Here is a 25,038-nt window from a genome sequence, read left to right as displayed (position 1 = left end):
TCCGACGCGTCGTCCCGGCGCAGATCTGGATCGGTTGTCGCGCGGCGTCGCATTGAAGGCGTGACCGGTATTCCCGCGGATTTTGCATTACATCGACACCCGCGACGCCATGCTCGAATCCCAGTGACACCGAGGATCGTCCCATGGCTCGTCCCATCTGGACCGGAACGCTGTCGTTCGGCCTGCTCAACGTGCCGATCCGCCTGATGTCGGGCGAGCGCCGAAACGACCTGCACTTCCGCATGCTCGACCAGCGCAGCAATACGCCGGTCCGCTACGAGCGGGTTAATGCCGACACCGGCGAAGAGGTGCCCTGGAAGGAGATCGTCAAGGCCTTCGAATACCAGAAAGGCAGCTACGTGGTGCTGGAGGAAGAGGACATCCGCCATGCCTCCAGCGACGCGCACGAAACGGTGGAGATCGACGCCTTCGTGGACGGCAAGGACATCTCCCCCGCTTACTACGAGAAGCCCTACGTGCTCGTGCCGGCGAAAAAGGCCGAGAAGGGCTACGTTCTTTTGCGCGAAACGCTGAAGAAAACCGGCAAGGTCGGCATTGCCCGCGTGGTGATCCGCACCAGGGAGTACCTCGCTGCCGTCTATCCCCAAGGAGATGCGCTGCTGCTCAACCTGCTGCGCTACGCTGCCGAAATCGTCGACGTCGGCGAGTATGGGCTTCCCGACAAGGCCGCCGCCGATTACCGCATCTCGCCGCGCGAGATGGACATGGCGGTCGACCTCATCGAATCGATGTCGGGCAAATGGAAGCCCACCGACTACCGGGACGAGTTCCGGGACAAGTTGCGCAAGGCGATCGAGAAGCGCCTCAAGAGCAAGGGCGTCACCACGACGGTGGACGACGACGACGAGCACACGCCCGAGAACGCGACCACTAACGTGGTGGATTTCATGGCCCTGCTCAAGAAGAGCATCGGCGCCAAGGAGCGGACCCCGGCCACCAAGACCGTGACCGCCAAGGCACCCGCCAAGGCGTCCGCCAAGAAGAGCCCGGCGAAGAAGGTGGCGAAGAAAGCGGCCGCCAAGAAGACGACGTCGCGCAAGGCGCCCGCGAAGCGCCGTCGGGCGAGCTGACATGGCGACGCTTACCGTAGCCGGCGTGCGCGTGACTCACCCCGAACGCGAGGTGTTTGGCCCCGGCGGCCCCACCAAGGGCGAGGTGGCGGGCTATTACGAAGCCGTGGCGCCCTGGATGTTGCCCGAGTTGTCCCGGCGGCCGCTCTCGCTGGTGCGCTGTCCCGGTGGCCTCGGCAGCGCCTGCTTCTTCCAGAAGCACCACGCGGACACCCTTGGCGCCCACGTGAAGCCCGTGACGCTACTGGAAAAGGACGGCGACCAGGCGCGCTACATCTACGTGGAGGACGTGGCGGGCGTCGTCGAACTGGTGCAGATGAATACCCTCGAGTTCCATCCGTGGGGCGCCCGGATCGACGATCCGGACAAGCCCGACCGACTGATCTTCGACCTCGACCCGGCCCCGGGCCTGTCCTGGGAGGCCGTGGTCGCGGGCGCGCGCGACATTCGCGTGCGCTTGGGCGATGCCGGCCTGGACAGCTTCGTGCGCACCTCGGGCGGCAAGGGCCTGCACGTGGTCGCGCCGTTTCGCCGGGGGCCGTCGTGGGACGGGGTGAAGACCTTCTGCGAAGGCGTCGCCGACGCGATGGTGGCCGATGCGCCGGATCGCTACATCGCCCAGGCGAGCAAGTCCCGCCGCGAAGGGCTGATCTTCATCGACTGGCTGAGGAATACGCGGGGGGCGACGAGTGTCACCGGTTGGTCGTTGCGTGCCCGCGATGGCGCAACGGTGGCGATGCCCGTGCGCTGGGACGACATCGCCCGACTGGGGTCAGGCGCCGCGTTCGACTGGAAGAAAGCGCTCAAGCGCGCCAGGGCGTTGAGGGCGGATCCCTGGGCCGCGATGGCTACCCTCGACCAGACGCTGCCGCGCTGATCGAGGCTAGCCCGTGGGCATCGGCGCGGGCCTGGCCACGCCGATGGCAAGGGATCAACCCTTGCCCTGCATCCGGCGCAACGAAGCCATGACTTCGTAGCACGCGCCCATCGTGTGGTAGTCGGTCTTGCCGGCGGGGCTCTTCTGGTCGTCGTACTTCTCGTTCTTGCGCGTGAGGATGCGATACCAAGCGCCATAACGATGATCGACGAAGTGCTCCCAGCTATAGGCCCAGATGGTTTCGTACCACTGGTCGTACCGGGGATCGCCGGTGGTTTCGAACAGCAACTGCGCGGCCGCCAGCGATTCGGCCTGCACCCAGAAATACTTGTCGTCGTCGCAGACCTCGCCGTCGGGCGCGAAGCCGTAGGCGATGCCGCCATGGTCCTTGTCCCAGGCGAATGCGAGGGCCTGGTCGAACAGGTGGCGCGCCGTCGGTACCAGCCAGTCGCGGTGCCGCGGCGTGCCCTTCGTGTAGCGCTCGAGCATCATCAGCAGCTTGGCCCACTCGGTCTGGTGGCCGGGCTGGAAGCCCCAGGGGCGGAACAGGTGCTTGGGATTGTCGAGGTTGTATTCCCAGTCGATCGACCAGTCCGGGTGGTAGTGCTCCCAGATCAGCTTCTGCGGGGTGAGGCCCGCCTGGCGCTGGGTCATGTTCCCGGCCAGCAGCATGGCCCGATCGAGATAGCGATCGTCGTGGGTGGCTTCCCACGCGGCGATCATCGCCTCGGTCATGTGCATGTTCGCGTTCTGGCCGCGGTAACCGGTGAAGTTCCAGTCTTTGTCGGCCTCGTCACGGTACAGGCCGTGCGCCGGCTCCCAGTATCGCTGCTCGAGCAGGTTCCAGATCTCGTCCTGCCAGGCGCGGGCTTCGTCGAAACCCACCTTCACGCCGCACGAGTAGGCCAGCAGCATAAACGCCAGGCCGTAACAGTGGTTCATGCGGTCGTCGGGCTGGCCGTCGCGGATCGTCCACGCGTAGCCGCCGGTCTGCGGGTTGCGGTGCACGTCACGCAGGTAGCGCAGGCCGTGCATCGCCAGGGCCTTGTCGTCGTCCTTGTGGAACTCGAGGTAGGCCATCGCGTGGTTGAACACGAAACGCGTGCTCGACACGAGGTGGCGATGACTGCGGTCGTAGACCGAGCCGTCGTCCTTGAAATACTGGAAGAAGCCGCCGCTCGGGTCGACTTCGTTCGGCGCGTAGAACGCCATGGTGGTCGCCACGTGCTGGCGGAGCACGTCGACATCATGGAAATCGGGGAGGGGAACCTTCGTCATGCGTGCTTCTCCATGAAGGCCATGACCTCGGCCTGGTTGGGAATGGCGGTGAACGAGCCCTTGCGGGTGGCGGTGATCGCGCCGCAGGCGGCGGCATAGCGGATCAGGCCGACCAGGTGCGCTTCGTCGGCGGCCAGCGCGTCCAGCCCGGCGGGCGTGACGCCCGCCGCCGCGAGGCGGGCGAGCAGGCCGCCGACGAACGCGTCGCCCGCGGCGGTGGTGTCGACCGCGTCCACCCGATAGCCCTGGATGATGCCGTGGCCCGCACGGGTGTACCAGCGCATCGGCCCGGCACCATCGGTGACCAGGAGCAGGCGGGCGTGGCCTTCCCACAGCCGACGGAGCACCGTGGCGTCGTCGGCCATGCCCTCGTGCACCGCGGCGAATTCTTCCGCGCTGAGCTTGACGATGTCGGCCTCGCCAAGGGCTTCCCACAGCCGCGGGAGCGGATCTTCGCCCTGGGGCCAAAGCGCCGGACGCAGGTTCATGTCGAAGCTCACCAGGGCGCCGGCGGCACGCGCGCGGCGCATGCCTTCGACGGTGGTGGCCGCGATCGCCGATTCGGTCAGCGAGTTGGAGCAGACGTGGAAGACCGCCAGCCCGTCGAACGCGTTCGCCCGGAAGTGCTCCGGGCGGAACAGCAGGTCGGCCGCGGGCGGACGGTAGAAGCTGAAGCTGCGATCGCCCTTGTCGTCGTGCGCCACGAAGGCCAGCGCGGTGCGCGCCTCGTCCGTGCGGGCGACGTCCTCGGTGCCGACGCCCAGGTCGGTGAGGCTCTTGAGCAGGAAGTCGCCGAACATGTCCCGCGCGAGCATCCCGGCGAAGCGGGCCTGGCCGCCGAGCAGGGCCGCCGCGACGGCGACGTTGGCGGGCGCGCCGCCGGCGAACGGAACGAAGGCGGGAGGCTGACCGGCGCCGCCCTGGGGCTGTGCGTGGAAATCGATCAGCGCCTCGCCGAAGCAGAGGATGGAAGACATGCGAACGGCGTGTCCTTGGGGCGAGGGTGGAGAAAAGCGCGGCGGCCGGCAGGATGCCGGCCGCCGACGTGCGATGGGATCAGCGGGTGGCGACGGGCAGGTTGCGGATCTTCGAACCGCTCAGACCGTAGAACACGATGTAGGCGTAGCAGATGAGCGGGATGAAGAAGGCATGCTGCACGCCGATCGCGTCGGCGACGATGCCCTGCAGCCAGGGGATGATCGCGCCACCCACGATGGCCATGATCAGCAGCGACGAGGCCTTGCCGGTGAGCGGGCCCATGCGCTCGATACCGAGCGAGAAGATCGTGGGGAACATGATCGAGTTGAACAGGCCGATGGCGACGATGCTGTACACCGCGACGGTGCCGGTGGTGCTCATGGTGGTGATGACCAGCAGGCCGTTGACGACGGCGAACGCGGCCAGCAGCAGGCGCGGCGAGAACTTGGCCAGCAGCGCCGAGCCGATGAAGCGGCCGACCATCGCGCCGCCCCAGTAGAACGCCACGTGGCTGGCGGCGACTTCACCGCTCATGTTGCCGATGTCCGGCAACTGGAGGTAGTTGATCATGAAGCTGCCGATCGACACCTCGCCGCCCACGTAGAAGAAGATGCCGAGTACGCCGAAGAACACGTGCGGGGTCTTCAGGGCGTCCATCAGCGAGTGCTGGCTGTCGTCCGACTTCTCGGTGGTTTCTTCCAGCGCCGGGAGGTTGAACAGGTAGACGCCGACGGCCAGCAGCACGAGCACCACGGCCAGGCCGATGTAAGGGCCCTGCACGGCGGAGGCTTCCTGCGCGCGGTAAGTGATCTGTTCGGCCGCGCTCAGCTTGGCGATGTCGGCGCTGCTCTTGACCTGATTGGACAGGATCAGGAAACCGCCGAAGAAGGGCGCCAGGAAGGTGCCGAACGAATTCAGTGCCTGGGCCAGGGTGAGGCGGCTGGAGCTGGTCTTTTCCGGACCCAGCAGCGCGACGTAGGCGTTGGCGGCCACCTGCAGCACGGTGATGCCCGTGGCGAGGATGAACAGGGCGCCCAGGAAGAACGCGTAGACGCGCATGCCGGCGGCGGGCCAGAACAGCGCCGCGCCGATGCCGGCGATGATCAGGCCGGCCACGATGCCCTTCTTGTAGCCCAGCGCGGCGACGAGCTTGCCGGCGGGGAGCGACATGATGAAATACGCGCCGAAGAACGTGAACTGGATCAGCATCGCCTGGGCGTAGTTCAGTTCGAACACGGCCTTCAGGTGGGGGATGAGGATGTCGTTCAGGCAGGTCAGGAAGCCCCACATGAAGAAGATCGTGGTCATCACGCCGAGGGCGAGCGGGAAATAGGTGTAACGGGTATCACCCGTACCCGCGGAAGATGGCGTGCTGTGCGAAGGCAATGGGCCGGTGGCCATGGGGGCGCTCCTTTATCGGTTTTAGGGTGAGGCCGGGGGGCAGCTGCTTTCGCGAACCACCAGCCGGACCGGGGCGATCGTATAGGCCGTATCCGTATCGGGATTGCCCAATCGTTGCAGGATCAGTTCGGCGCTGCGCCGCCCCAGGCCCCGGGGATCCACCGCGACGGTGGTGAGGGGCGGAACGCAGACCGAGGCTTCGGCGACGTCGTCGAAGCCGGTGAGGGCAAAATCTTCGCCGGGGCGGCGTCCGCGCCGCGTGAGGCCGAGCATGAGGCCCAGCGCGACGGCGTCGTTGTAGCAGACCGCCGCCGTCGGCGCGGGGTCGCGCGCAAACAGGGCGCCGGTCTGGCGCGCGGCTTCCAGGCGGGTGGGTGCGCTTTCGATGAGCCAGCCCGGGTCCACCGCCAGGCCCGCGTCGCGCATCGCGCCCAGGTAGCCGCGACGGCGCTGTTCCACCGAACTCGAATCGCGGTGGCCGCCGAAGAAGGCGACGCGGCGGTGGCCGAGCCCGAGCAGGTGCTCGGTGGCCAGGCGCGCGCCGTGTTCGTTATCCATCTCCAGGGTGTCCCAGCGATGCGTGCCATCGTCGTCGGGCAATTCGCGGTTGAACACGAGCAGCGGCGTGTGCATGCCCACGGCGGCCAGCACGCGCTCGCCGTCGCTGCCCTCCGCGGGCGAGAGGATGATGCCGGCGGGGCCGTGCTCGACCAGCGAGGTGAGCACCGCCTGCTGCCGCTCGGGCGATTCGCCGGTGTTGCCCAACAGGGTGACGTAGCCAGCCCGGGCGAGGGCCTCGTCGGCGCCCGCGGCGAATTCGGCGAAGAACGGGTTGCCCAGGTCGTTGACCACCAGGCCGATGCTTGAGGACGTGCGGCGGCGAAGGTTGGCGGCGGCCCGGTTATAGACGTAGCCCTGGCGCTTCAACTCGGCTTCCACGCGGGCCCGGGTGGCGGAATTCACCAGCGGGCTGCCGCGCAGCACCAGCGAGACGGTGGCTCGCGACACATCGCAACCCTGGGCGATATCGGCGAGCGTCACCTTGCGGTGCTGTGGGGTGGTCCGGGGCATCGTTACTTTCCTTCAAACGATCTAAACCGCGTGATGATCGCGCGGCGGCGGGCTGGATACATCACGCAGTGCAACATGCGCCAGGCGCGCATCTTTGCTAGTTTCCGGGTGTTTGTCACGATCCAAACGACGGCGGCCGTCCGCGCCGCGTCCCATCCGGGGGAGCCCACCATGCCCAATTCGTCCCGCGCGCGCCGAGGCCTGCTCGCCGCCGCCTTGACCCTCGCCCTGCCGGCCCTTGCCCTGGCCGCGTCGCCGGACAAGGGCACCGCGGCCTTCGAGTCGGTCGATCCGATGATCGGCACCGGCGGCGACGGGCACACCTTTCCCGGCGCGACGGTGCCGTTCGGCATGATCCAGCTCTCGCCGGACACGGCCATGCCGGACGTCAAGCACGCCTACAAATGGGCCGCGGGCTACCAGTACGGCGACAAGAGCATCCTCGGGTTCTCCCATACGCATTTCTCCGGCAGCGGCCATTCCGACCTGGGCGACGTGCTGGTCATGCCCATTGCCGGCGACGTGAGACTGGACCCCGGTTCTCCCGATCAGCCCGGCAGCGGTTACCGTTCGCGTTTCGACCACGCGAGCGAAAAAGCGCAGGCAGGGTACTACGCCGTCACCCTGGCCGACTACGACGTCCGCGCCGAGTTGACCGCCGGCCGCCGCGTCGGCTGGCATCGCTATACCTTCCCCAAGGGCAAGCCGGCCCATCTGCTGCTCGACCTGCGCCCGAGCATCTACGACTACGACGGCAAGGTGCTCTGGTCGTCGCTGCGCGTACGAACGGACGGCACGGTGACCGGCGGTCGCACCACCCGGGGTTGGGCACCGGGTCGCCAGCTGTATTTCGCCATGCGCTTCAGCCAGCCGATGGTGTCGCGGCTGCTCAAGAATCGCGAAAAAGACGTGGCCTACAAGGGCTTCTCCGGTCCGGGCAACCGCGCCGACGACACCGACGGCATGAGCGGCCGTGCCCTGGAAGGTGTGTTCGATTTCGGCAACCTCGATCGGCCTCTGGTGGTGAAGGTCGCCATCTCGTCGGTCAGCGAGGACAACGCGATCGCCAACCTCGACGCCGACGGTGCCGGTTTCGACTTCGACGCCCGCCGGGCCGAGGCCCGCCAGGCCTGGGAGAAGACCCTCTCCGTCGTCGACCTCCAGGCGCCCGCGCCGGACCGGAAGACGTTCTACACGGCGCTTTACCACGCCATGCTGTCGCCCACCCTGTCGATGGACGTCGACGGCCGCTACCGCGGGCCCGACAACCAGGTGCACCAGGCGAAAGGGTTCGACTTCTACTCGACCTGGTCGTTGTGGGACGTCTATCGTGCCCAGCAACCCCTGATGACCCTGCTCGAGCCGGACAAGAGCAACGACTTCGTCAGTTCGTTGATCGCCGCGCGCGAGGCCAGCCCGTTCGGCATCCTGCCGGTGTGGGCGTACCAGGGCATGGAGACCTGGTGCATGATCGGCTACCACGCGGTGCCGGTGATCGCCGATGCCTATATGAAGGGCATCCGTGGCTACGACGCCGGCAAGGCGCTCCAGGCCATGGTCGCCAGCGCCACGTATGGGCCCTACGGTGGCCTCGGCGACTACATGAAGCTCGGCTACGTGCCGATCGACCGCCAGCCCGAAGCGGCGTCCAAGACCGTGGAATACGCCTTCGACGACTGGTCGCTCGCGCAGATGGCCAAGGCCATGGGCAAGGACGACGTGGCCGCCACCTTCATGAAGCGCGCGGGCAACTGGAAAAACAGCTTCGATACGAAGACCGGCTTCCTGCGGGCGCGCAAGAGCGATGGGTCTTACCGCGAGCCGTTCGATCCCTCGTCGGCCGCCTACGGCAGCGACTACACCGAAGGCAACGCCTGGCAGTACTCGTGGTACGTGCCGCAGGACGTCGCCGGCCTGATCGATGCGCTCGGCGGCCCCGATGCGTTCGTGAAAAAGCTCGACGAGGTGTTCGATGCGAAGGTCGACCCGAAGTCCTTCGCCCACGTGGAAGACATCACCGGGTTGATCGGCTGGTATGCCCACGGCAACGAGCCGAGCCATCACGTGGCGTACCTCTACGACTACGCCGGGCAGCCCTGGAAGACCCAGGAGCGCCTGACCGGGATCATGAAGAGCCAATACGCCCCGACGCCGACGGGGCTCGTTGGCAACGACGACCTCGGCCAGATGTCGGCGTGGTACATCTTTACCGCCCTGGGCTTCTACCCGGTGGCGCCGGGCAGCAACCAGTACGTCATCGGCCGCCCCTTCGTCGAGAAGGCCACGCTCAACCTCGCCAACGGCAAGCGTTTCACCGTCTCCGCCGATCACCTGGACGCGAAGCATCCGTACGTGGGCAAGGTCACCCTCGACGGCAAGCCGCTGGATCGGGTCTTCCTTCGCCACGAAGAAATCGTCGCCGGGGGCGAACTGCATTTCTCGATGCAGGCGACGCCGGCCCGGGATTGGGCCACGGGAGCGGACGCGATGCCGTATTCGATGAGTCGCCAGCCCTAGGGAAAACAGACGATCCGTCACGCGGTTTTCACGGACGTAAACCGCCGCGCGTCTACACTATCCGTCCTGGCTGGGACGGAGACGGAGACGTTGTGGGGATGACGAAAGCATGATCGAACGCATCGGATTGCGCTGGCGCCTCGTGGGCCTGCTAGCCGCCGTTCTCGTCATCGTCGCGCTGCCTTACGTGGTCACCCGGTCCAGCGTCGAGGACGCGCTGAATTCGCGCGACTGGGTCACGCACACCGCCGACGTCAAGGCGAGCGTCTATCGCCTGGACGCGATCCTTCGCAGCGGCGAGGCTGCCACGTATGCCCTCGTATCAGGCGCGGAAGACACCCCCGAGATCGACGAACGCGTGCGTTACCCGCGCGAGACGGTGCCGGGCATCCTGGCCTCGCTGCGGGTGATGCTGCACGACAATGCCGATCAGCTGACCCGGCTGGCCGCCATCGATGCCATCGCGAGCGGTCGTATGGCGCTTGCCGGGCAGGCGATTGAGCGGCTCAAGGCGGGCGATCGCCAGGGCGCGCTGGCGTCCATGCAGGACGCCCAGCGCATGTTCCCGATGCGCGCGAAGGTGAAAGAGCTGCTCGACGAGGAGTCGCAGCTGCTCAACCTGCGTCGTGAGCAGGCGCAGTCGCTTGCGTCCAACAACCGGCTGGTGCTGCTTGTCGCGGCGCTCGCGCAGATCGCCCTGCTCGGTATCGTGGTGATGGTCTCCGAACGGCAGATCGCCATCCGTCTGGCGGCAGAATCGCGGGTGGCCGAGGCGGTGGTGCGCTCGCAGCTGATCGTGCAGGCGGTGCGAGAGCCGATCGCGCTGCTCGACGGCGACCTTCGCACGCTTCTGGTCAACACCGCGTTCGCCGAGCTCTACGGCTTCGATCCCGACGACGGCGGCAACCGGCGCCTGGACGAGATCGGTCACGGCGCGTGGTCGGACACCGCGTTGCTCCAGCGCCTGACCGACGTGGTGGCGCGCGATCGCGAACTGTGGGATTACGAGCTCACCCAGCGCACCGTTGACGGCGTCGATCGCTTCGTGGTGATCAACGCACGCCGCATCCAGCAGCCCGACAGCGTGTCGCCGGCACTCCTGCTTACCGTGAGCGACATCACGGCGCGTGCGCTCGTGGAGCAGAAGGTCACCGAACTCAACCGCCAGCTCGAGGGCAAGGTGGAGCAGGTGTCCGACGTGAACCGCGAGCTGGAGGCGTTCAGCTATTCGGTGTCGCACGACCTGCGCGCCCCGCTGCGACATATTTCCGGCTTCGCCACCAAGCTGGAGAGCCACCTGGGCGATCGCGCCGACGATCGCGTGCGCCACTACGTCGACGTCATCGGCAGTTCGTCGCGCCGCATGGCCCAACTCATCGATGACCTGCTGGTGTTCTCTCGCCTGGGCCGCGGCGCCCTGCGCCTGCAACCGGTGGACATGCAGTCGCTGGTCGAGGAAGCGCGCTCGCTGGCCGAGCCGGACGTCGGCCAGCGGCACGTCGACTGGCGCATCGCGCCCCTGCCCATCGTGGTGGGCGACGAAAACATGCTGCGCACGGTGTGGCAGAACCTCATCGGCAACGCGGTGAAATACACCGCGCGCCGCGAACGCGCATCGATCGAGGTCGGCGTGGACCGGACCGCGGTGGGCGATTACGAGTTCTACGTGCGCGACAACGGCGCCGGCTTCGACATGCAGTACGCGAGCAAGCTGTTCGGCGTGTTCCAGCGCCTGCATCGCGCTTCCGAGTTTCCTGGCAACGGCATCGGCCTTGCCAACGTGCGCCGGATCATCGCCCGCCACGGCGGCCGTACCTGGGCCGAGGGCGAGATCGACCAAGGCGCCATCTTCCACTTTTCTCTGCCGGCGTCCGACCTTCCGGCCGCCCGAACAGGTGATGCATGAACAAGCGCGACCTTCGCACCATCCTCCTCGTCGAAGACTCGCTGGCCGATGCCGAAATGGCGATCGACGCCCTGCGCGAAGCGAAACTGGCCAACCCCGTCGTGCACGTCGAGGACGGCGTGGAATGCCTCGACTGGCTGCATCGGCGCGGGCGCTTCGCCGGCCGCGCCGAAGACGAGCCGGCGGTGATCCTGCTCGACATCAAGATGCCGCGCATGGACGGCCTGGAGGTGCTCCAGGAGCTGCGTAGCGAGGAAAAATGGAAACGGCTGCCCGTGGTCATCCTCTCCTCCTCGCGCGAAGAGAGCGACCTCGCCCGCAGCTGGAACCTCGGGGTCAACGCATACGTGCTCAAGCCCGTCGACGTGGATCAGTTCTTCAAGGCGGTGCAGACGCTCGGCCATTTCTGGGCCGTGCTCAACCAGCGTCCGGATGGCGAGTGACGGGCAGGGAACGGCGGACATCGGCATGAACGGCCAAGCGCAAAAAATCAGGATCCTCCAGGTCGAGGACAGTCCCCTCGACGCGGAACTGCTGTTGACGGAACTGGACCACGACGGCCTCGACTACGAAGTGCACCTGGTCGACGACGAAAAGGCCTACGTCGACGCACTGGATACGTTTCACCCCGATATCGTGCTCTCCGACCTGAGCGTGCCGGGCTTCGGCGGCGAACGCGCGCTGGAGATCCTTCGGCTTCGCGGGCCGGACACCCCTTTCATCTTCGTCTCCGCCACCCTGGGCGAAGAGGCGGCGATCGAAGCGCTGCGCAATGGCGCGACCGATTACATCCTCAAGCAGAATCCCGCGCGCCTGGCGTCCGCGGTCCGCCGCGCGCTGCGCGAGGCCGAGGAGCAGCGCGCCCGTGCCCGCGCGGAGCAGGAGCTCATCCGCGCGCAGCGCTTCGAAAGCCTCGCCCTGCTGGCCGGCGGGCTCAGCCACGACCTGCGCAACCTGCTGCAGCCGCTGCTGCTGGCAGGCGACACGCTCGAAGACTATGCCGACGACCCGCGACTGGCCCGTCTCGGCGCGCTGGTGCGCGACTGTGGCCGGCGTGGCCTGGAGATGGTCTCGTCGATGCTGTCGTTCGCGCGCGGCGCGCGCCGTGCCGAGCAGGTGCGACTGGGCGCCCTGCTCGACGCGCTGAAGCTGCTGATGCAGGGCAGCGTGCCGCGCAACGTGCGCATGGAGGTCGACGTGTTCGATCCCGACGTGTCGTTCGAGGGCAACCACACCGAGCTGCAGCAATGCCTGCTCAACCTTTGCCTCAATGCGATCCAGGCGATGCCCGACGGCGGCACGCTGCGCATCGAGACCGCGCAGGTCAACCTGGCCGACGATTTCTTCGCCGACAGCGAGGCCGTGCAGGCCGGCCGCTACCTGCGTCTGTCGGTGATCGATTCGGGCGCCGGGATGCCGTCCGCGGTGCTGCAGCGGCTGTTCGAACCGTTCTTCACCACCAAGGAAGGGGGCACGGGACTCGGCCTGCTGTCGTGCAAGCGCATTGTCGCCAGCCACGGTGGCCTGATGCGCGTACGCAGCCGGGAAGGGGAGGGCACCCAGTTCCACCTCTACCTGCCGCTGGCGCTGGAACACGACGACGCTGACGGCCTGCCGGCGATGGAGTCGACGCTGCAGGGCGAGGCCGAACGGGTGCTGGTGGTGGTCGAGGAGGCGATGCAGCTCTCGCTGCTCGTCGACACCCTCGATGCCTACGGCTACCAGGCGGGGGCGAGCCAGAGCGGCACGGCCGCGCTCCAGTGGATCGAGGCCCATGGCGTCCCCGACCTCGTCGTCATGGACGCCGACATGAACCTCTTCACCGGCGTGCGCACGCTCGCGGCGCTGCTCGACCACGGCTACGCCGGTGCGGTGCTGCTGCTCGCCCGCCCGGAGTCGCCGCCGAACCTCGACGAGCTTCCCCAGCTCGAACGCCTCTACGTGCTGGACAAGCCGATCCAGTCGCGGGCGTTGTTGCGCAAGGTCCGCGAGGCCCTGGGCTAGCGCCGCGGGCCCGCCCGGCTGGCCGGGGCCCACGGCGCCAGTGGTCGGTCTTCGCGAGCATGCTTCTGATGTAGCGCTCTCGCGACAACCGACCGCATCGCGGTGGGCCCGGCCTGCGCCGGGACGACGGTAGTTGGTGCCTTCCATCCGTACCCGCCAGCTCGTCCACATATCCTTCACGCCTAAAGATTCGTTTTGTGACGCCGATCACGTTTAAGAGTTAAAATGCCGAATCAGCGCACACCCCCGGGTGTGCGCTTTCAAGCGTGACGGGGGGTTCCATCGCTCTTCGCCCGGCCGACCGGCTGGGGCGCTCCCGTGCCTGCGCCCCATCGAAGAGGTCGACGAATGAACCGGATCTACCGTCTGTGCTGGAATGCCGCCACGTCCCAGTGGGTTGCCGCGAGCGAACTGGCCATGGGACGCCGCCCCGCCGCTCTCGTCTCGGGCGGCGCGCGCGCGCCACGCGCCGCCGCGGTCGCTGCCGCGATCGGGCTGGCGCTGGGCGCTCCGGGGGCTGCGCGGGCAGGGCAGACGGGCGGGCAGGTGGTCGGCGGTAGCGGCAACATCCAGGTCAACGGACCGGTCACCACCATCCATCAGGACAGCCAGCACCTTTCGCTGAACTGGTCGACGTTCGACATCGGCCCCAACGAGACGGTCAACTTCGTCCAGCCCGGTCGCAGCGCCATCGCCGTGAACCGCATCCTTGGCAACGAGGCGTCGGATATCCAGGGCCACCTCAACGCCAACGGCCAGGTCTGGCTGGTCAACCCCAACGGCGTGATCTTCGGCGAACACGCCCAGGTCAACGTGGGCGGTCTCGTGGCCTCCACGCTCGACACCCCGGACGCCAGCCTCGCCTCGGACACGCGGACCTTCAGCGGCCCGGGCAAGGGCCGCATCGTCAACAAGGGCCAGATCCACGCTGCCGACGGCGGCTACGTCGCCCTGCTCGGTAACCAGGTCTCCAACCAGGGCACCGTGACGGCACGGCTCGGCACCGTCGCCATGGGCGGTGGCAGCAGCGTCACGCTGAGCTTCGACGGCAACCAACTGGTCAATGTGCAGGTCGACCGCAGCACGCTCGACAACCTGGTGGAGAACCGCCAGCTGGTGCAGGCGGACGGTGGGCGGGTGATCATGACCGCTGGCGCCCGCGACTCGCTGCTGGCCAGCGCCGTGAACAACACCGGCGTGGTGCGCGCGCAGACCGTGGAGAACCGCGACGGCCAGATCGTGTTGCTGGGCGGCATGACGGCCGGGCACGTGAACGTGGAAGGCACGCTCGACGCCACCGCCCCCCACGGCGGCAACGGCGGCACCATCGAAACCTCGGCGGCCTTCGCCACCATCGGCAAGGCCCGGGTCGACGCCGGCGCGGCGCGGGGCAAGGCCGGCACGTGGATCGTCGATCCGTTCGACCTGACCATCGACAGCAATGCCGCCTCGACCATCTCGTCGTCGCTGGCCACCACCAGCGTGACCGAGCAGACCACGGCCAGCGGCACGAGCGGCCAGGGCACGGTCGCCAGCGGTAGCGGCACCATCACCGTCGCCGCGCCGATCAGCTGGTCCAACCCCAACACCACGCTGACCCTCGACGCCTACGCCAACATCGTGGTCAACGCCGGCATCACCGGCGCGGGTTCGGTGGTGATGAAAGCCGGCAGCAGCGGCACCGGCAACGTTACCCTCAACGCGGCCGTCAGCGGCAACGCGGGCGTCACCGCCAGCATGCCCGGCACGTTCACCAACAACGCGGGCGCCAACGCCCTTGCCGTCGGCAGCGGCGCGCGCTGGCTCGTCTACGCCGGCGCGCGATCGGCGAGCACCGGCGGCCTGACGCCGAACTTCATCCAGTACAACGCCACCAACGGCAGCACCGTGCAGGGCACGGGCAACGGGTTCCTCTACGCGCAGGCGCCGACGGTGGCGCTGGGCGCACTGCAGGGCACGGTGGAGAAGGCCTACGACGGCACCACGCAGGCCGCGCTGACCGGAGCCAACTTCAATGCCAGCGGCCTGGCCAACGGCGACAAGCTCGCCACGGGCACCGGCACCTACGCGAGCAAGGACGCCGCCAGCGGCATCGGCGTCACCGCCGCCAACAACGGCTATACGTTCACCGACAGCACCGGCCTGGTGCCGGTCTACGGCTACGTGGTCAGCGGCGGCGGGGTGTCGGCGAACATCGGCGTGATCGATCCGAAGCAGCTCGCGATCCAGATCGTCAATAACCCGACCAAGACCTACAACGGCACGACCACCGCCACGCTCACCTCCGGCAACTACCAGATGAGCGGCGTGGTTTCCGGCGAAGGCATCAGCTTCAGCCAGCCCAACTCGGTGGGCTACGACGCCAGCGACGCCGGCGCGCGGACCGTGACCGCCAACTTCGTACCGTCGAACTTCGTCGCCGCCAGCGGCACCAACCTCGCCAACTACGCGCTGCCGACCAGCGCGACGGGCGCGGGCACGATCAACAAGGCGCCGGTGCAGTTGTCGGGCCTGATCGGCAGCGACAAGACCTACGACGGCACCACCGCGGATGCGCTGGACAAGAGCCACGCGAGCATCTTCGGCGTGATCGCGGCGGACAACGGCAACGTCACGCTGGATACCAGCAACGGCTCGGGTCAGTTCGCGGACGCGAACGTCGGCAACGGAAAGTCCGTGACCGCGGTCGGCTTCCAGCTGCAGGGCACCAAGGCGAGCAACTACGCCCTCGTGCTCCAGGGTGACATCACCGGCTCGATCAACCCGAAGGCCCTCGGCATCACCGGCGTGAGCGCGCTGGGCAAGGTCTACGACGGCTCGACGCTCGCCCAGCTCGCCCTGTCCAATCCGCAGCTCACCGGCGTGGTGGGCGGCGACAACGTGTCGCTGTCGACCACCAACGCCACCGGCCAGTTCGCCACGCGCAATGTCGGCAACGGCATCGGCGTCACCGCCAGCGGTTTTGCCCTCACCGGCTCGGGCACGGGCAACTACACGCTCGTGCAGCCCACGGGCCTGAGCGCCAACATCACGCCGGCGACGCTGTCGCTGTCGATCACCGGCAACCCGACCCGCACCTACAACGGCGGCAACAACGCCAGCCTCGCGACGAGCGACGTCACCATCACCGGCTGGGCCCAGGGCGAGTCCGGTTCGCTCACGCAGAACGCCGGCGCCACCTACGACAGCGTCAACGCGGGATCGCACACGGTCACGGCGATGATCGAGGCCTCCGACTTCACCCTCGGCAACGGCACCTCGCTGTCCAACTACACCTTCCCCACCTCCATCGCCGGTGCCGGCACGATCGCCCGGGCGCCGCTGAAGTGGACGATCGTCGGTAACCCGAGCAAGACCTACGATGGCACCACCGGCGTCACCCTCGGCACGTCGAATTACCAGGTCTATGGCTTCGTCGGCGGCGAAGGCGCGAGCGTCAGCCAGACCCAGGGCACCTTCGCTTCGCCGAACGCGGGCATCCAGTCTGTCAGCGCCAACGTGAGCCCCGGCGACTTCGTGCCGCTCCAAGGCACCAACCTCAACAACTACGTGCTGCCCAGCGTCATCAGTGGCTTCGGTTACATCAGCAAGGCCGACGGCAGCAAAGTCTCGGTGGTGATCATCGGGCGTCCGACGCGCGCCTACGACGGCACGACCAACGCCACATTCACCTCCACCGATTTCCAGGTGATCGGTAACTTCCCCAACGGCGAAGGGTTCACCATCACCAAGACCACGGGCAGCTATGCGGGCAAGGACGTCGGGGCGCAGCCGGTATCGGTGCAGCTGGCGCAGAGCGACTACCAGCCGATCGGCAATACCAACCCGAACAACTACACGCCGTTCTCCACGATGGCGTACGGTACGGGCCAGATCAACCCGGCGCTGTTGACCACGTCGATCGTCGGTTCGCCGACCAAGGTCTACGACGGCAGCACGTATATCGCGCTCACGCCGTCCAACTACCAGATCAATGGTTTCGCCAGCGGCGAGGGTGCCGACATCGTGCCGTCCAAGTCGGTCGCGTTCGACGACTCGAACGTGGGCAACGGCAAGACCATCACTGCGCAGATGGCGATTACGTCCTATACCCCGCATTCGGGCACGGACCTGTCGAACTACACGCTCGACCTGCAGGCGACGGGCACCGGCTCGGTCACCCCCGCCCCGTTGACCATCGTCGGCGTGTCGGCGCAGAACAAGACCTATGACGCGACGACCAGCGCCACGCTCAACAGCGGCGGCGCACGACTGATCGGCCTGGTCAGCGGCGACGCGGGCAACGTGACCCTCACCACCAGCACCACCGGCACCTTCGATAGCGCGGATGCCGGCGTGCGCAACGTCGCGGCCAGCGGCTTCTCGATCAGCGGCGCGGCGGCGGCCAACTACGCGCTCCAGCCGCTCGCCGGTCTGACCGCGACCATTTTCCAGCGGACGCTGACGATCTCCGGCATCTCGGCGCTCGACAAGGTCTACGACGGCACCACGCAGATCGCCCTGAACACGAGCGGCGGCACGCTGGGTGGCGTGCTGTCGCCGGATAACGGCAACGTCTCGCTCGATGCTTCCTCGGCCACGGCCAGCGTCCGCGCGGCCAACGTGGCCAACGGTCTGGCCGTGACCACGCAGGGTTTTGCGCTGGGCGGTTCGCGTGCGTCCAACTATCGCGTCGATCCGGTGACCGGCCTGACCGCGTCGATCACGCCAAAGGCGATCACGGCGGTGATCACGGGTAACCCGACCAAGCCCTACGACGGCTCCAACTCGGTGACGCTGCTCGCCAGCGACTACTCGCTGAGCGGCTTCGTCAACGGCCAGGGTGCGTCGATCCCGCAGTCGTCCACCGCGAGCTATAACGGCGTCAACGCGGGCAACCATGTCGGCCTCCAGTCGACGCTCTCGGTGTCCGACTTTGTCGCCCAGGCAGGCACCAACCTCGCCAACTACACGCTGCCCACCTCGGCGTCCGGCACGCTGGGCACGATCACCCCCTTCGTGATCAACCTGCAGGCCTCGCGCGTCTACGACGGCACCACGGGCGCCGTGGCGTCGCTGTTTACCGATGGCAACGGGCTGGTGAAGGGCGTGAACGGCGAGCGCCTCACGCTGACCGGCACCGGCGACCTCACCACCAAGAACGTCGGCAGCCGCTGGTCGTTCGCCGACTTCGGCACCCTCGCCCTCGGCGGTTCTAACGGCTCCTCCGTGGCGAACTACACGCTGACCGGCGGCATCGACTGGGTGACGATCACGCCCAAGGCGCTCACCGCCTCCTTCAGCGCCAACGACAAGACCTACGACGCCACCACCGCCGCCACCCTGAGCGGCAACGCGACGCTGGTGGGCCTGATCGGTGGCGACGACGTGACGCTGCAGAACCCGTCCAGCGCCCGTTTCAGCGACAAGAACGTCGGCAGCGGCAAGACGGTGACCGGCGTGATGTCGGTCACCGGCAACGACGCAGGCAATTACAGCTTCACCCAAGGCACCGCCACCGCATCGATCACCGCCAAGCACGCGACACTGACCGCGACCGGTGCCAACAAACAGTACGACGGCGGCGTCAACGACGCGGGCGCCACCGTGCAGAGCAGCGATGTCATCGCGGGCGACGTCGTGACGTTCACGCCGGGCTCGGCCGTGTTCGGCGACAAGAACGTGGGCAACGGCAAGACCGTCACGGTTTCGTCGGTGACCAAGAGCGGAACCGATGCGGGCAACTACACGTTCGACAACACCAGCCTCAGCACCACGGCGAACATCACGCCGCGCCTGCTGAACCTGGTCGGTTCGCGCGTCTACGACAGCACCACGACTGCCGACGCCTCGTCGTTCACCAACGGAAGCATCGCCACCGGCGTCGGTAGCGAAACGCTGTCGCTGACCGGCAGCGGCACCACGGCCGACAAAAACGTGGGCACCAACAAGGCCGTGTCGCTCGGGTCGCTGGCGCTGCAGGACGGCACCAACGGCGGCGCCGCGTCGAACTACACGCTCAATACCGCAAAGTTCAACATCACGGCGCGCCTGCTCACGGCGACGTTCGCGGCCAACAACAAGACCTACGACGGTACCACCGCCGCCGTGCTGCAGAACGCGACGCTGGAGACCGCGAACGGTTCGCGTGGCTACATCGCGGGCGATGCCGTGTCGCTGACCAACCCGACCGCAGGCACGTTCGATACGAAAATGGTCGGTACCAACAAGACGGTGACCGGCACCATGGGCATCGCCGGCGCCGATGCAGGCAACTATGCGTTCACCAACGGCACGGCCCTGGCCAACATCAGCCAGGCCACGCTGACGGTCAACGCCCAGGGCAGCAACCGGGTGTATAACGGCGGCACCGGCGCGACCGTTACCCTGAGCGGCGGTGTGGCGGGCGACCGCCTGACCTTCGCCAGCGGTGGCGCCGCCTACGACGGCAAGGACGTCGGCCAGCACACCATCAACGTCACGGGCATCACGGTCGGCGGTGCCGATGCGGGCAACTACATCCAGGCGAACACGACGGCGGCCACCACCGGCAACATCACGCCGGTGGTGCTCAACCTCGCGGGCACCCGCGTCTACGACGGGACGGCGTCGGCGTCGGCTTCGCTGTTCGGCAGCGGCGGTACGCTGAGCGGCGTGAACGGCGAAACCGTGTTGCTGGGCGGCTCCGGCCAGGTGGCGAACAAGAACGTCGGCAGCAACAAAGCCTTCAGCAGCCTGGGCACGCTGGCGCTCCAGGACGGCAGCAACGGCGGCCTGGCGCAGAACTACACGCTCATCGGCGGCACCGACACGCTTACCATCACGCGGAAGGCGCTGACGGTACTCACCACGCCGCAGAGCCGCAACTACGACGGCACGCGCAACGTGACGCTCACCGGTTCGGCGCTGTCGGGCAACGTGGCGGGCGACGCGCTGACGCTGGGCAACGCCGGGATCGGCACGTTCGCGGACAAGACCGTGGGGGTCAACAAGGCCGTGACCACGGCGTTTACCCTCGGGGGTGCGGACGCCGGCAACTACCTGTTCACGCAGCCGACGGGCCTCATGGCGACGGTGAATCCGCTGGCGATCACGGTCACGGCGACCGCGGCGAACAAGGTCTACGACACCGGCACTGGCGCCACCCTGACGTCGCTGGGCAGCAGCGGCGTGCTGGCCGGCGACGTGGTGAGCTTCGGCGCGGGCGGGGCGACGTTCGGCGACGCCAATGCGGCCAACGGCAAGACGGTTACCGTCACCGGCATCACGGCATCCGGTGCCGACGCGGCCAACTACACGATCAACACGACGACGACCGCCTTCGCGAACATCACGCCGGTGGTGCTCAACCTCGCGGGCACCCGCGTCTACGACGGCACCACGTCGGCCTCGGCCTCGCTGTTCGGCAGCAACGGCCTGCTGAGCGGTATCGCCGGACAGACCGTGCAGTTGGCTGGCGCGGGCCAGGTGTCGGACAAGAACGTCGGCAGCAACAAGGCCTTCAGCAGCCTGGGCACGCTGGCGCTCCAGGACGGCGGCAACGGCGGCCTGGCGCAGAACTACACGCTCATCGGCGGCACCGACACGCTCACTATCTCCCGGAAGGCGCTGACGGTACTCACCACGCCGCAGAGCCGCGACTACGACGGCACGCGCAACGTGACGCTTAGCGGTTCGACGTTGTCGGGCAACGTGGCGGGCGACGCGCTGACGCTGGGCAATGCCGGTATCGGCACGTTCGCGGACAAGACCGTGGGCGTCAACAAGGCCGTGACCACGGCGTTCACCCTCGGGGGTGCGGACGCCGGCAATTACCTGTTCACGCAGCCGACGGGCCTCATGGCGACGGTGAATCCGCTGGCGATCACGGTCACGGCGACCGCGGCGAACAAGGTCTACGACACCGGCACTGGCGCCACCCTGACGTCGCTGGGCAGCAGCGGCGTGCTGGGCGGCGACGTGGTGAGCTTCGGCGCGGGCGGGGCGACGTTCGGCGACGCCAATGCGGCCAACGGCAAGACGGTTACCGTCACCGGCATCACGGCATTCGGTGCCGACGCGGCCAACTACACGATCAACACGACGACGACCGCCTTCGCGAACATCACGCCGGTGGTGCTCAACCTCGCGGGCACCCGCGTCTACGACGGCACCACGTCGGCCTCGGCCTCGCTGTTCGGCAGCAACGGCCTGCTGAGCGGTATCGCCGGACAGACCGTGCAGTTGGCTGGCGCGGGCCAGGTGTCGGACAAGAACGTCGGCAGCAACAAGGCCTTCAGCAGCCTGGGCACGCTGGCACTCCAGGATGGCGGCAGCGGCGGCCTCGCGCAGAACTACACGCTCATCGGCGGCGCCGATACGCTCACCATCACGCCCAAGGCCATCGGCCTTGCGGCCGTCGCGGCCGACAAGGTCTACGACGGCGGCACGGCGGCCGTGGCGACCGTCACCGGCGTGGGCGTGCTGGCGGGCGACGACCTGCGCTTTGCGCCGGGTGCCGCCGCGTTCGCATCGCCCAACGCCGGGCAGCAGGTCGGCGTGGGCGTGAGTGGTATCACCGCGAGCGGCCTGGATGTCGGCAACTACAGCTTCGGTAACGCCGCCACGACGTTCGCTGCGATCACGCCGGTCGTGCTGAACCTCGGCGGCGCCCGTGCCTACGACGGCACCACGGGTGCCGATGCGAGCCTGTTCGGCGCTAACGGGACCCTCTCGGGCATCGGCGGCGAGACCGTGCGACTGACCGGGCGTGGCCAGGTCGCGGACAAGAACGTCGGCACGAACAAGGCGTTCAGCAGCCTCGGTTCGCTGATCTTGCAGGACGGCGGCAACGGTGGCCTGGCGCAGAACTACACGCTACTCGGTGGCACCGATACGCTCAGCATCACGCCCAAGGCGATCGTCATCGGTGCCACGGGCAGCGACAAGACCTACGACGGCAACACGACCGCGTCGGTCACGGTGGCGGGGCAGGGTGTGGTGCAGGGCGACGACGTCCGTTTCGCGCCGGGCACGGCGACCTACGCCATGCCGAACGCGGCCACCGGCATCGCGATCGCCGTCGGCGGCATCACGGCGACGGGCGCCGATGCCACCAATTACGCGTTCGCGTCCACCGCCGCCACCCAAGGTGACATCACGCCGGTCGTGCTCAACCTCAGCGGCACGCGGGTCTACGATGCCACCACCCGCGCGGACGCCAGCCTCTTCGGCGATCGCGGTGTGCTCACCGGCGTGAACGGCGAAACGCTCACGCTGTCCGGTGCGGGCACGCTGACCGACAAGAACGTGGGCGTGCAGAAGGCGTTCGCCACGGGGGGCCTCTCGGGTCTCTCGCTCACGGGCAACGGATCGGCGCTCGCCGGCAACTACACCCTGGTGGGCGGGGTCGACTGGCTGACGGTGACGCCGGCGACGCTGGCGGTACTGGGCACGCAGGCCACGAGCCGCGCCTACGATGGCACGCGAGTGGACCCGCTCACCGGTGCCACGTTGTCGGGCGTGCTCGGCCAGGACGTGGTGGTGCTCGGTCACGCCGACACGGGCCTGTTCGCCGACAAGAACGTGGGCAGCGGCAAAACTGTCGCCACCGCCATGACGATCGACGGCGCGGACGTGGGCAACTACGTGCTGCGTCAGCCCGATCGCCTGGTCGCTGACATCACGCCGCGCCAGATAGCGGTCACGGCGGCGGGCAGCAACAAGTTCTACGACGGTAACCGCGCCGACGGGGTAACGCTCGCCTCGACGGGCGTCCTGGGCGGCGATGCGGTGGGCTTCACCGCCGGCAACGCGACCTTCGCCGATGCCGCCGCGGGCCTTGCCAAGCCGGTCACGGTGACGGGCATCCGCGCCACGGGTGCCGACGCGGGCAACTACGCCGTGAACGACGTGGCGATGACCTCGGCGGACATCATGCAGAACCCGTCGCAAGGCGCATCCGGTACGGCCGTCACGCAGATCGACGCGGTGCTCGCGCCCGAGTCGATCGCCACGCCGTACGGCGTGGCGCAGAACCTCAGCGTCGGCCAGTTCTCGGGCAACCACAAGAAGACGCGCAAGGCGGTCGAAAAGAACGTCCGGCGGGCCGACTTCACGTCCGGCCTCTCGCTGCAGGTCGTCGACGGTGGCGTACGTGCCCCGGCGGATGCGATGCAGTGAGGCATCGCATCCGCGTGGCAAACCCTTTCGTTTTCCCTTTCAAGACTTCGACGATGACTCCTTCGACCCCGCGCGCCACGCTGCTCGGCGCCTGCATCCTTCTCGCGCTGGTCCCTGCCGCGCACGCCCAGGTGCGGCCGCCGCAGTCCGGCGACCTGATCAACCAGTTGCCCCCTCCGCCGCAGCCGGAGAAATCCGACGAGCCGGCGCTCTCCATGCCGGCGGCCCCGGCGGAGGCGCAGGGTGACAGCGCGCCCTTCCACGTGGCGCGCATCGAGGTGACCGGGGCCACGGTGTTGTCCGCCGAGGACCTCCATGCGCTGGTGGCGCCCAGCGAAGGTCGCGACCTGACGTTGGCCCAGCTCAACGCCGTCGCGATGCGTATCACCGACGCCTATCGTGCCAAGGGGTATCCGCTGAGCATGGCGTACGTCCCCGCGCAGACGCTCTCCGGCGGCACGGTGCGGATCGCGGTGCAGGAAGCGCGCCTGGGCAAGGTGGTGCTGGAAAACCACTCCTCCACGCACGACCGTATCCTGCAGGCCACGCTCGATCCGCTGAAGTCCGGCGAGGCGGTGTCGCAGCACGCGTTCGACCGCAGCCTGCTCCTGCTGGGCGACGTGCCGGGCGTGGGCGAGACCTCGGTGCTGCGTCCGGGTGACACGCCGGGCACGTCCGACCTCGCCGTGCGTACCGACGATCGCCAGCGCTACACCGGTCTCGTCGCGCTCGACGATTTCGGCAACCGTTACACCGGCCGCGCCCGCGCCACCGGCAACTTCACCGTCAACAGCCCGTTCCACCAGGGCGACGCGCTCGACGCCACGGCGGTGACCGCGGGCGAGAACATGAACTACGGCCGCCTCGCGTACCGCTACCTGCTTAACGGGCAGGGCACCGTGGTCGGCGCGGCGGTGTCGTCGCTGCACTACAAGCTCAAGGGCGACCTTCGCGACCTGGACGCGCACGGTACCGCGTACGTCGCTAGCGCCTGGATCAGCCATCCGTTCATCCGCGCCACCAACGGCAATCTCTACGGTCAGCTGGGCTACGATCGCCGCCGCCTGGACGACGACATTGACATCGTGGGCATCCGCACGCGCCGTCACACCGACGCGTGGACGGGCACGCTGGCCGGCGATCAGCGCGACGCGCACGGTGTCACCAACGTCAACCTCGCCGTCACCTACGGCCGCCTCGGCTTCGACGACGAGTTCGCCCAGTTCGTCGATGACATCGGCGCGAAGACGAAGGGTCGCTATCTGAAATACACGCTCTCCGTGGCGCGCCTGCAGAAGCTGTCAGACAACAATGCGCTTTACCTCGGCTTCCAGGGCCAGTGGGCCAACAAGAACGTGGACACCGCCGAGCAGTTCTACCTGGGCGGCGCCAACAACCTGCGTGGCTACGACACCGGCGCGCTCGCCGGCGCGGTAGGCCAGATGGTGAACCTCGAATACCGCCGTACCCTCAACGTTGGCATGACCGGCACCTGGGTAGCGACCGCCTTCGCCGACGCCGGCCGCGTGGACGTCTACAAGGATCGCTTCGCGCCGGGCACCAACAGCGCGCACATGCAGGACGTCGGCGTGGGCCTGCGCTGGCAGGGCGACGACCAGTGGAGCGTGAGTGCCGACGTCGCCCACCCCGTGGGGGCGCGACCGCGAATCGTGGGCGAGACACACGACGTGCGCGCGTGGGTACAGGTGCAGAAGGGCTTCTGAGCCGCAGGTAAAAAAGGCGCGGCCCGCGGGCCGCGCCTTCATGGACGGTCG

The 25,038-nt window shown here is 67.8% G+C and carries 12 protein-coding genes; 8 read left to right on the top strand and 4 right to left on the bottom strand.

Annotated elements, in window-relative coordinates; all coding sequences use genetic code 11:
- Nucleotides 1-143: 143 nt before the first annotated feature.
- Both ku and ligD read left to right on the top strand, forming a co-directional pair.
- On the top strand, nt 144-1,091 hold the full coding sequence (ku, locus tag PI246_RS08905; RefSeq protein WP_320550906.1) for a non-homologous end joining protein Ku: 948 nt from the start codon (nt 144-146) through the stop codon (nt 1,089-1,091).
- Between the two features lies 1 nt (nt 1,092).
- A complete protein-coding gene (gene ligD / locus PI246_RS08900; RefSeq protein ID WP_320550905.1) occupies nt 1,093-1,968 on the top strand; it encodes a non-homologous end-joining DNA ligase in 876 nt (291 codons plus the stop codon).
- A 54-nt stretch (nt 1,969-2,022) separates the two neighbouring features.
- Here ligD and PI246_RS08895 read toward each other — a convergent pair whose 3' ends face one another.
- From PI246_RS08895 to PI246_RS08880, 4 genes are all read right to left on the bottom strand, one after another.
- Nucleotides 2,023-3,246 (bottom strand): AGE family epimerase/isomerase, encoded by a 1,224-nt coding sequence (locus PI246_RS08895; protein ID WP_320550904.1) that lies wholly within the window; start codon nt 3,244-3,246, stop codon nt 2,023-2,025.
- Nucleotides 3,243-4,223 (bottom strand): carbohydrate kinase family protein, encoded by a 981-nt coding sequence (locus PI246_RS08890; RefSeq protein WP_320550903.1) that lies wholly within the window; start codon nt 4,221-4,223, stop codon nt 3,243-3,245. Before PI246_RS08890 ends, PI246_RS08895 begins: the two co-directional genes overlap by 4 nt.
- A 79-nt stretch (nt 4,224-4,302) precedes the next feature.
- Nucleotides 4,303-5,610 carry an L-fucose:H+ symporter permease gene (fucP, locus tag PI246_RS08885; RefSeq protein WP_369335410.1) on the bottom strand — a complete coding sequence of 436 codons (1,308 nt, stop codon included), beginning with the start codon at nt 5,608-5,610 and terminating at the stop codon, nt 4,303-4,305.
- A 36-nt stretch (nt 5,611-5,646) separates the two neighbouring features.
- A complete protein-coding gene (locus PI246_RS08880) occupies nt 5,647-6,696 on the bottom strand; it encodes a LacI family DNA-binding transcriptional regulator (RefSeq protein WP_320550902.1) in 1,050 nt (349 codons plus the stop codon).
- Between the two features lie 171 nt (nt 6,697-6,867).
- On the opposite strand from PI246_RS08880, the gene PI246_RS08875 reads away from it, so the two are divergent.
- From PI246_RS08875 to PI246_RS08850, 6 genes are all read left to right on the top strand, one after another.
- Nucleotides 6,868-9,213 (top strand): GH92 family glycosyl hydrolase, encoded by a 2,346-nt coding sequence (locus PI246_RS08875; RefSeq protein ID WP_320550901.1) that lies wholly within the window; start codon nt 6,868-6,870, stop codon nt 9,211-9,213.
- A 109-nt stretch (nt 9,214-9,322) separates the two neighbouring features.
- A complete protein-coding gene (locus tag PI246_RS08870; RefSeq protein ID WP_320550900.1) occupies nt 9,323-11,119 on the top strand; it encodes a sensor histidine kinase in 1,797 nt (598 codons plus the stop codon).
- Complete coding sequence (locus tag PI246_RS08865) at nt 11,116-11,562, top strand: response regulator (protein ID WP_320550899.1); 447 nt, start codon at nt 11,116-11,118, stop codon at nt 11,560-11,562. Before PI246_RS08870 ends, PI246_RS08865 begins: the two co-directional genes overlap by 4 nt.
- Nucleotides 11,563-11,587: 25 nt before the next feature.
- The gene (locus PI246_RS08860) at nt 11,588-13,123 is read left to right on the top strand and encodes a response regulator (protein ID WP_320550898.1); all 1,536 of its coding nucleotides are present in this window, start codon (nt 11,588-11,590) and stop codon (nt 13,121-13,123) included.
- A gap of 348 nt (nt 13,124-13,471) precedes the next feature.
- Nucleotides 13,472-23,263 (top strand): YDG domain-containing protein, encoded by a 9,792-nt coding sequence (locus PI246_RS08855; protein WP_320550897.1) that lies wholly within the window; start codon nt 13,472-13,474, stop codon nt 23,261-23,263.
- A 53-nt stretch (nt 23,264-23,316) separates the two neighbouring features.
- Complete coding sequence (locus PI246_RS08850; protein ID WP_320550896.1) at nt 23,317-24,987, top strand: ShlB/FhaC/HecB family hemolysin secretion/activation protein; 1,671 nt, start codon at nt 23,317-23,319, stop codon at nt 24,985-24,987.
- Nucleotides 24,988-25,038: the final 51 nt, after the last annotated feature.

The sequence above is a fragment of the Luteibacter sahnii genome (assembly GCF_034063545.1).
Taxonomy (GTDB): Bacteria; Pseudomonadota; Gammaproteobacteria; order Xanthomonadales; family Rhodanobacteraceae; genus Luteibacter; species Luteibacter sahnii.
This window is presented reverse-complemented; position numbering and strand designations above follow the sequence as displayed.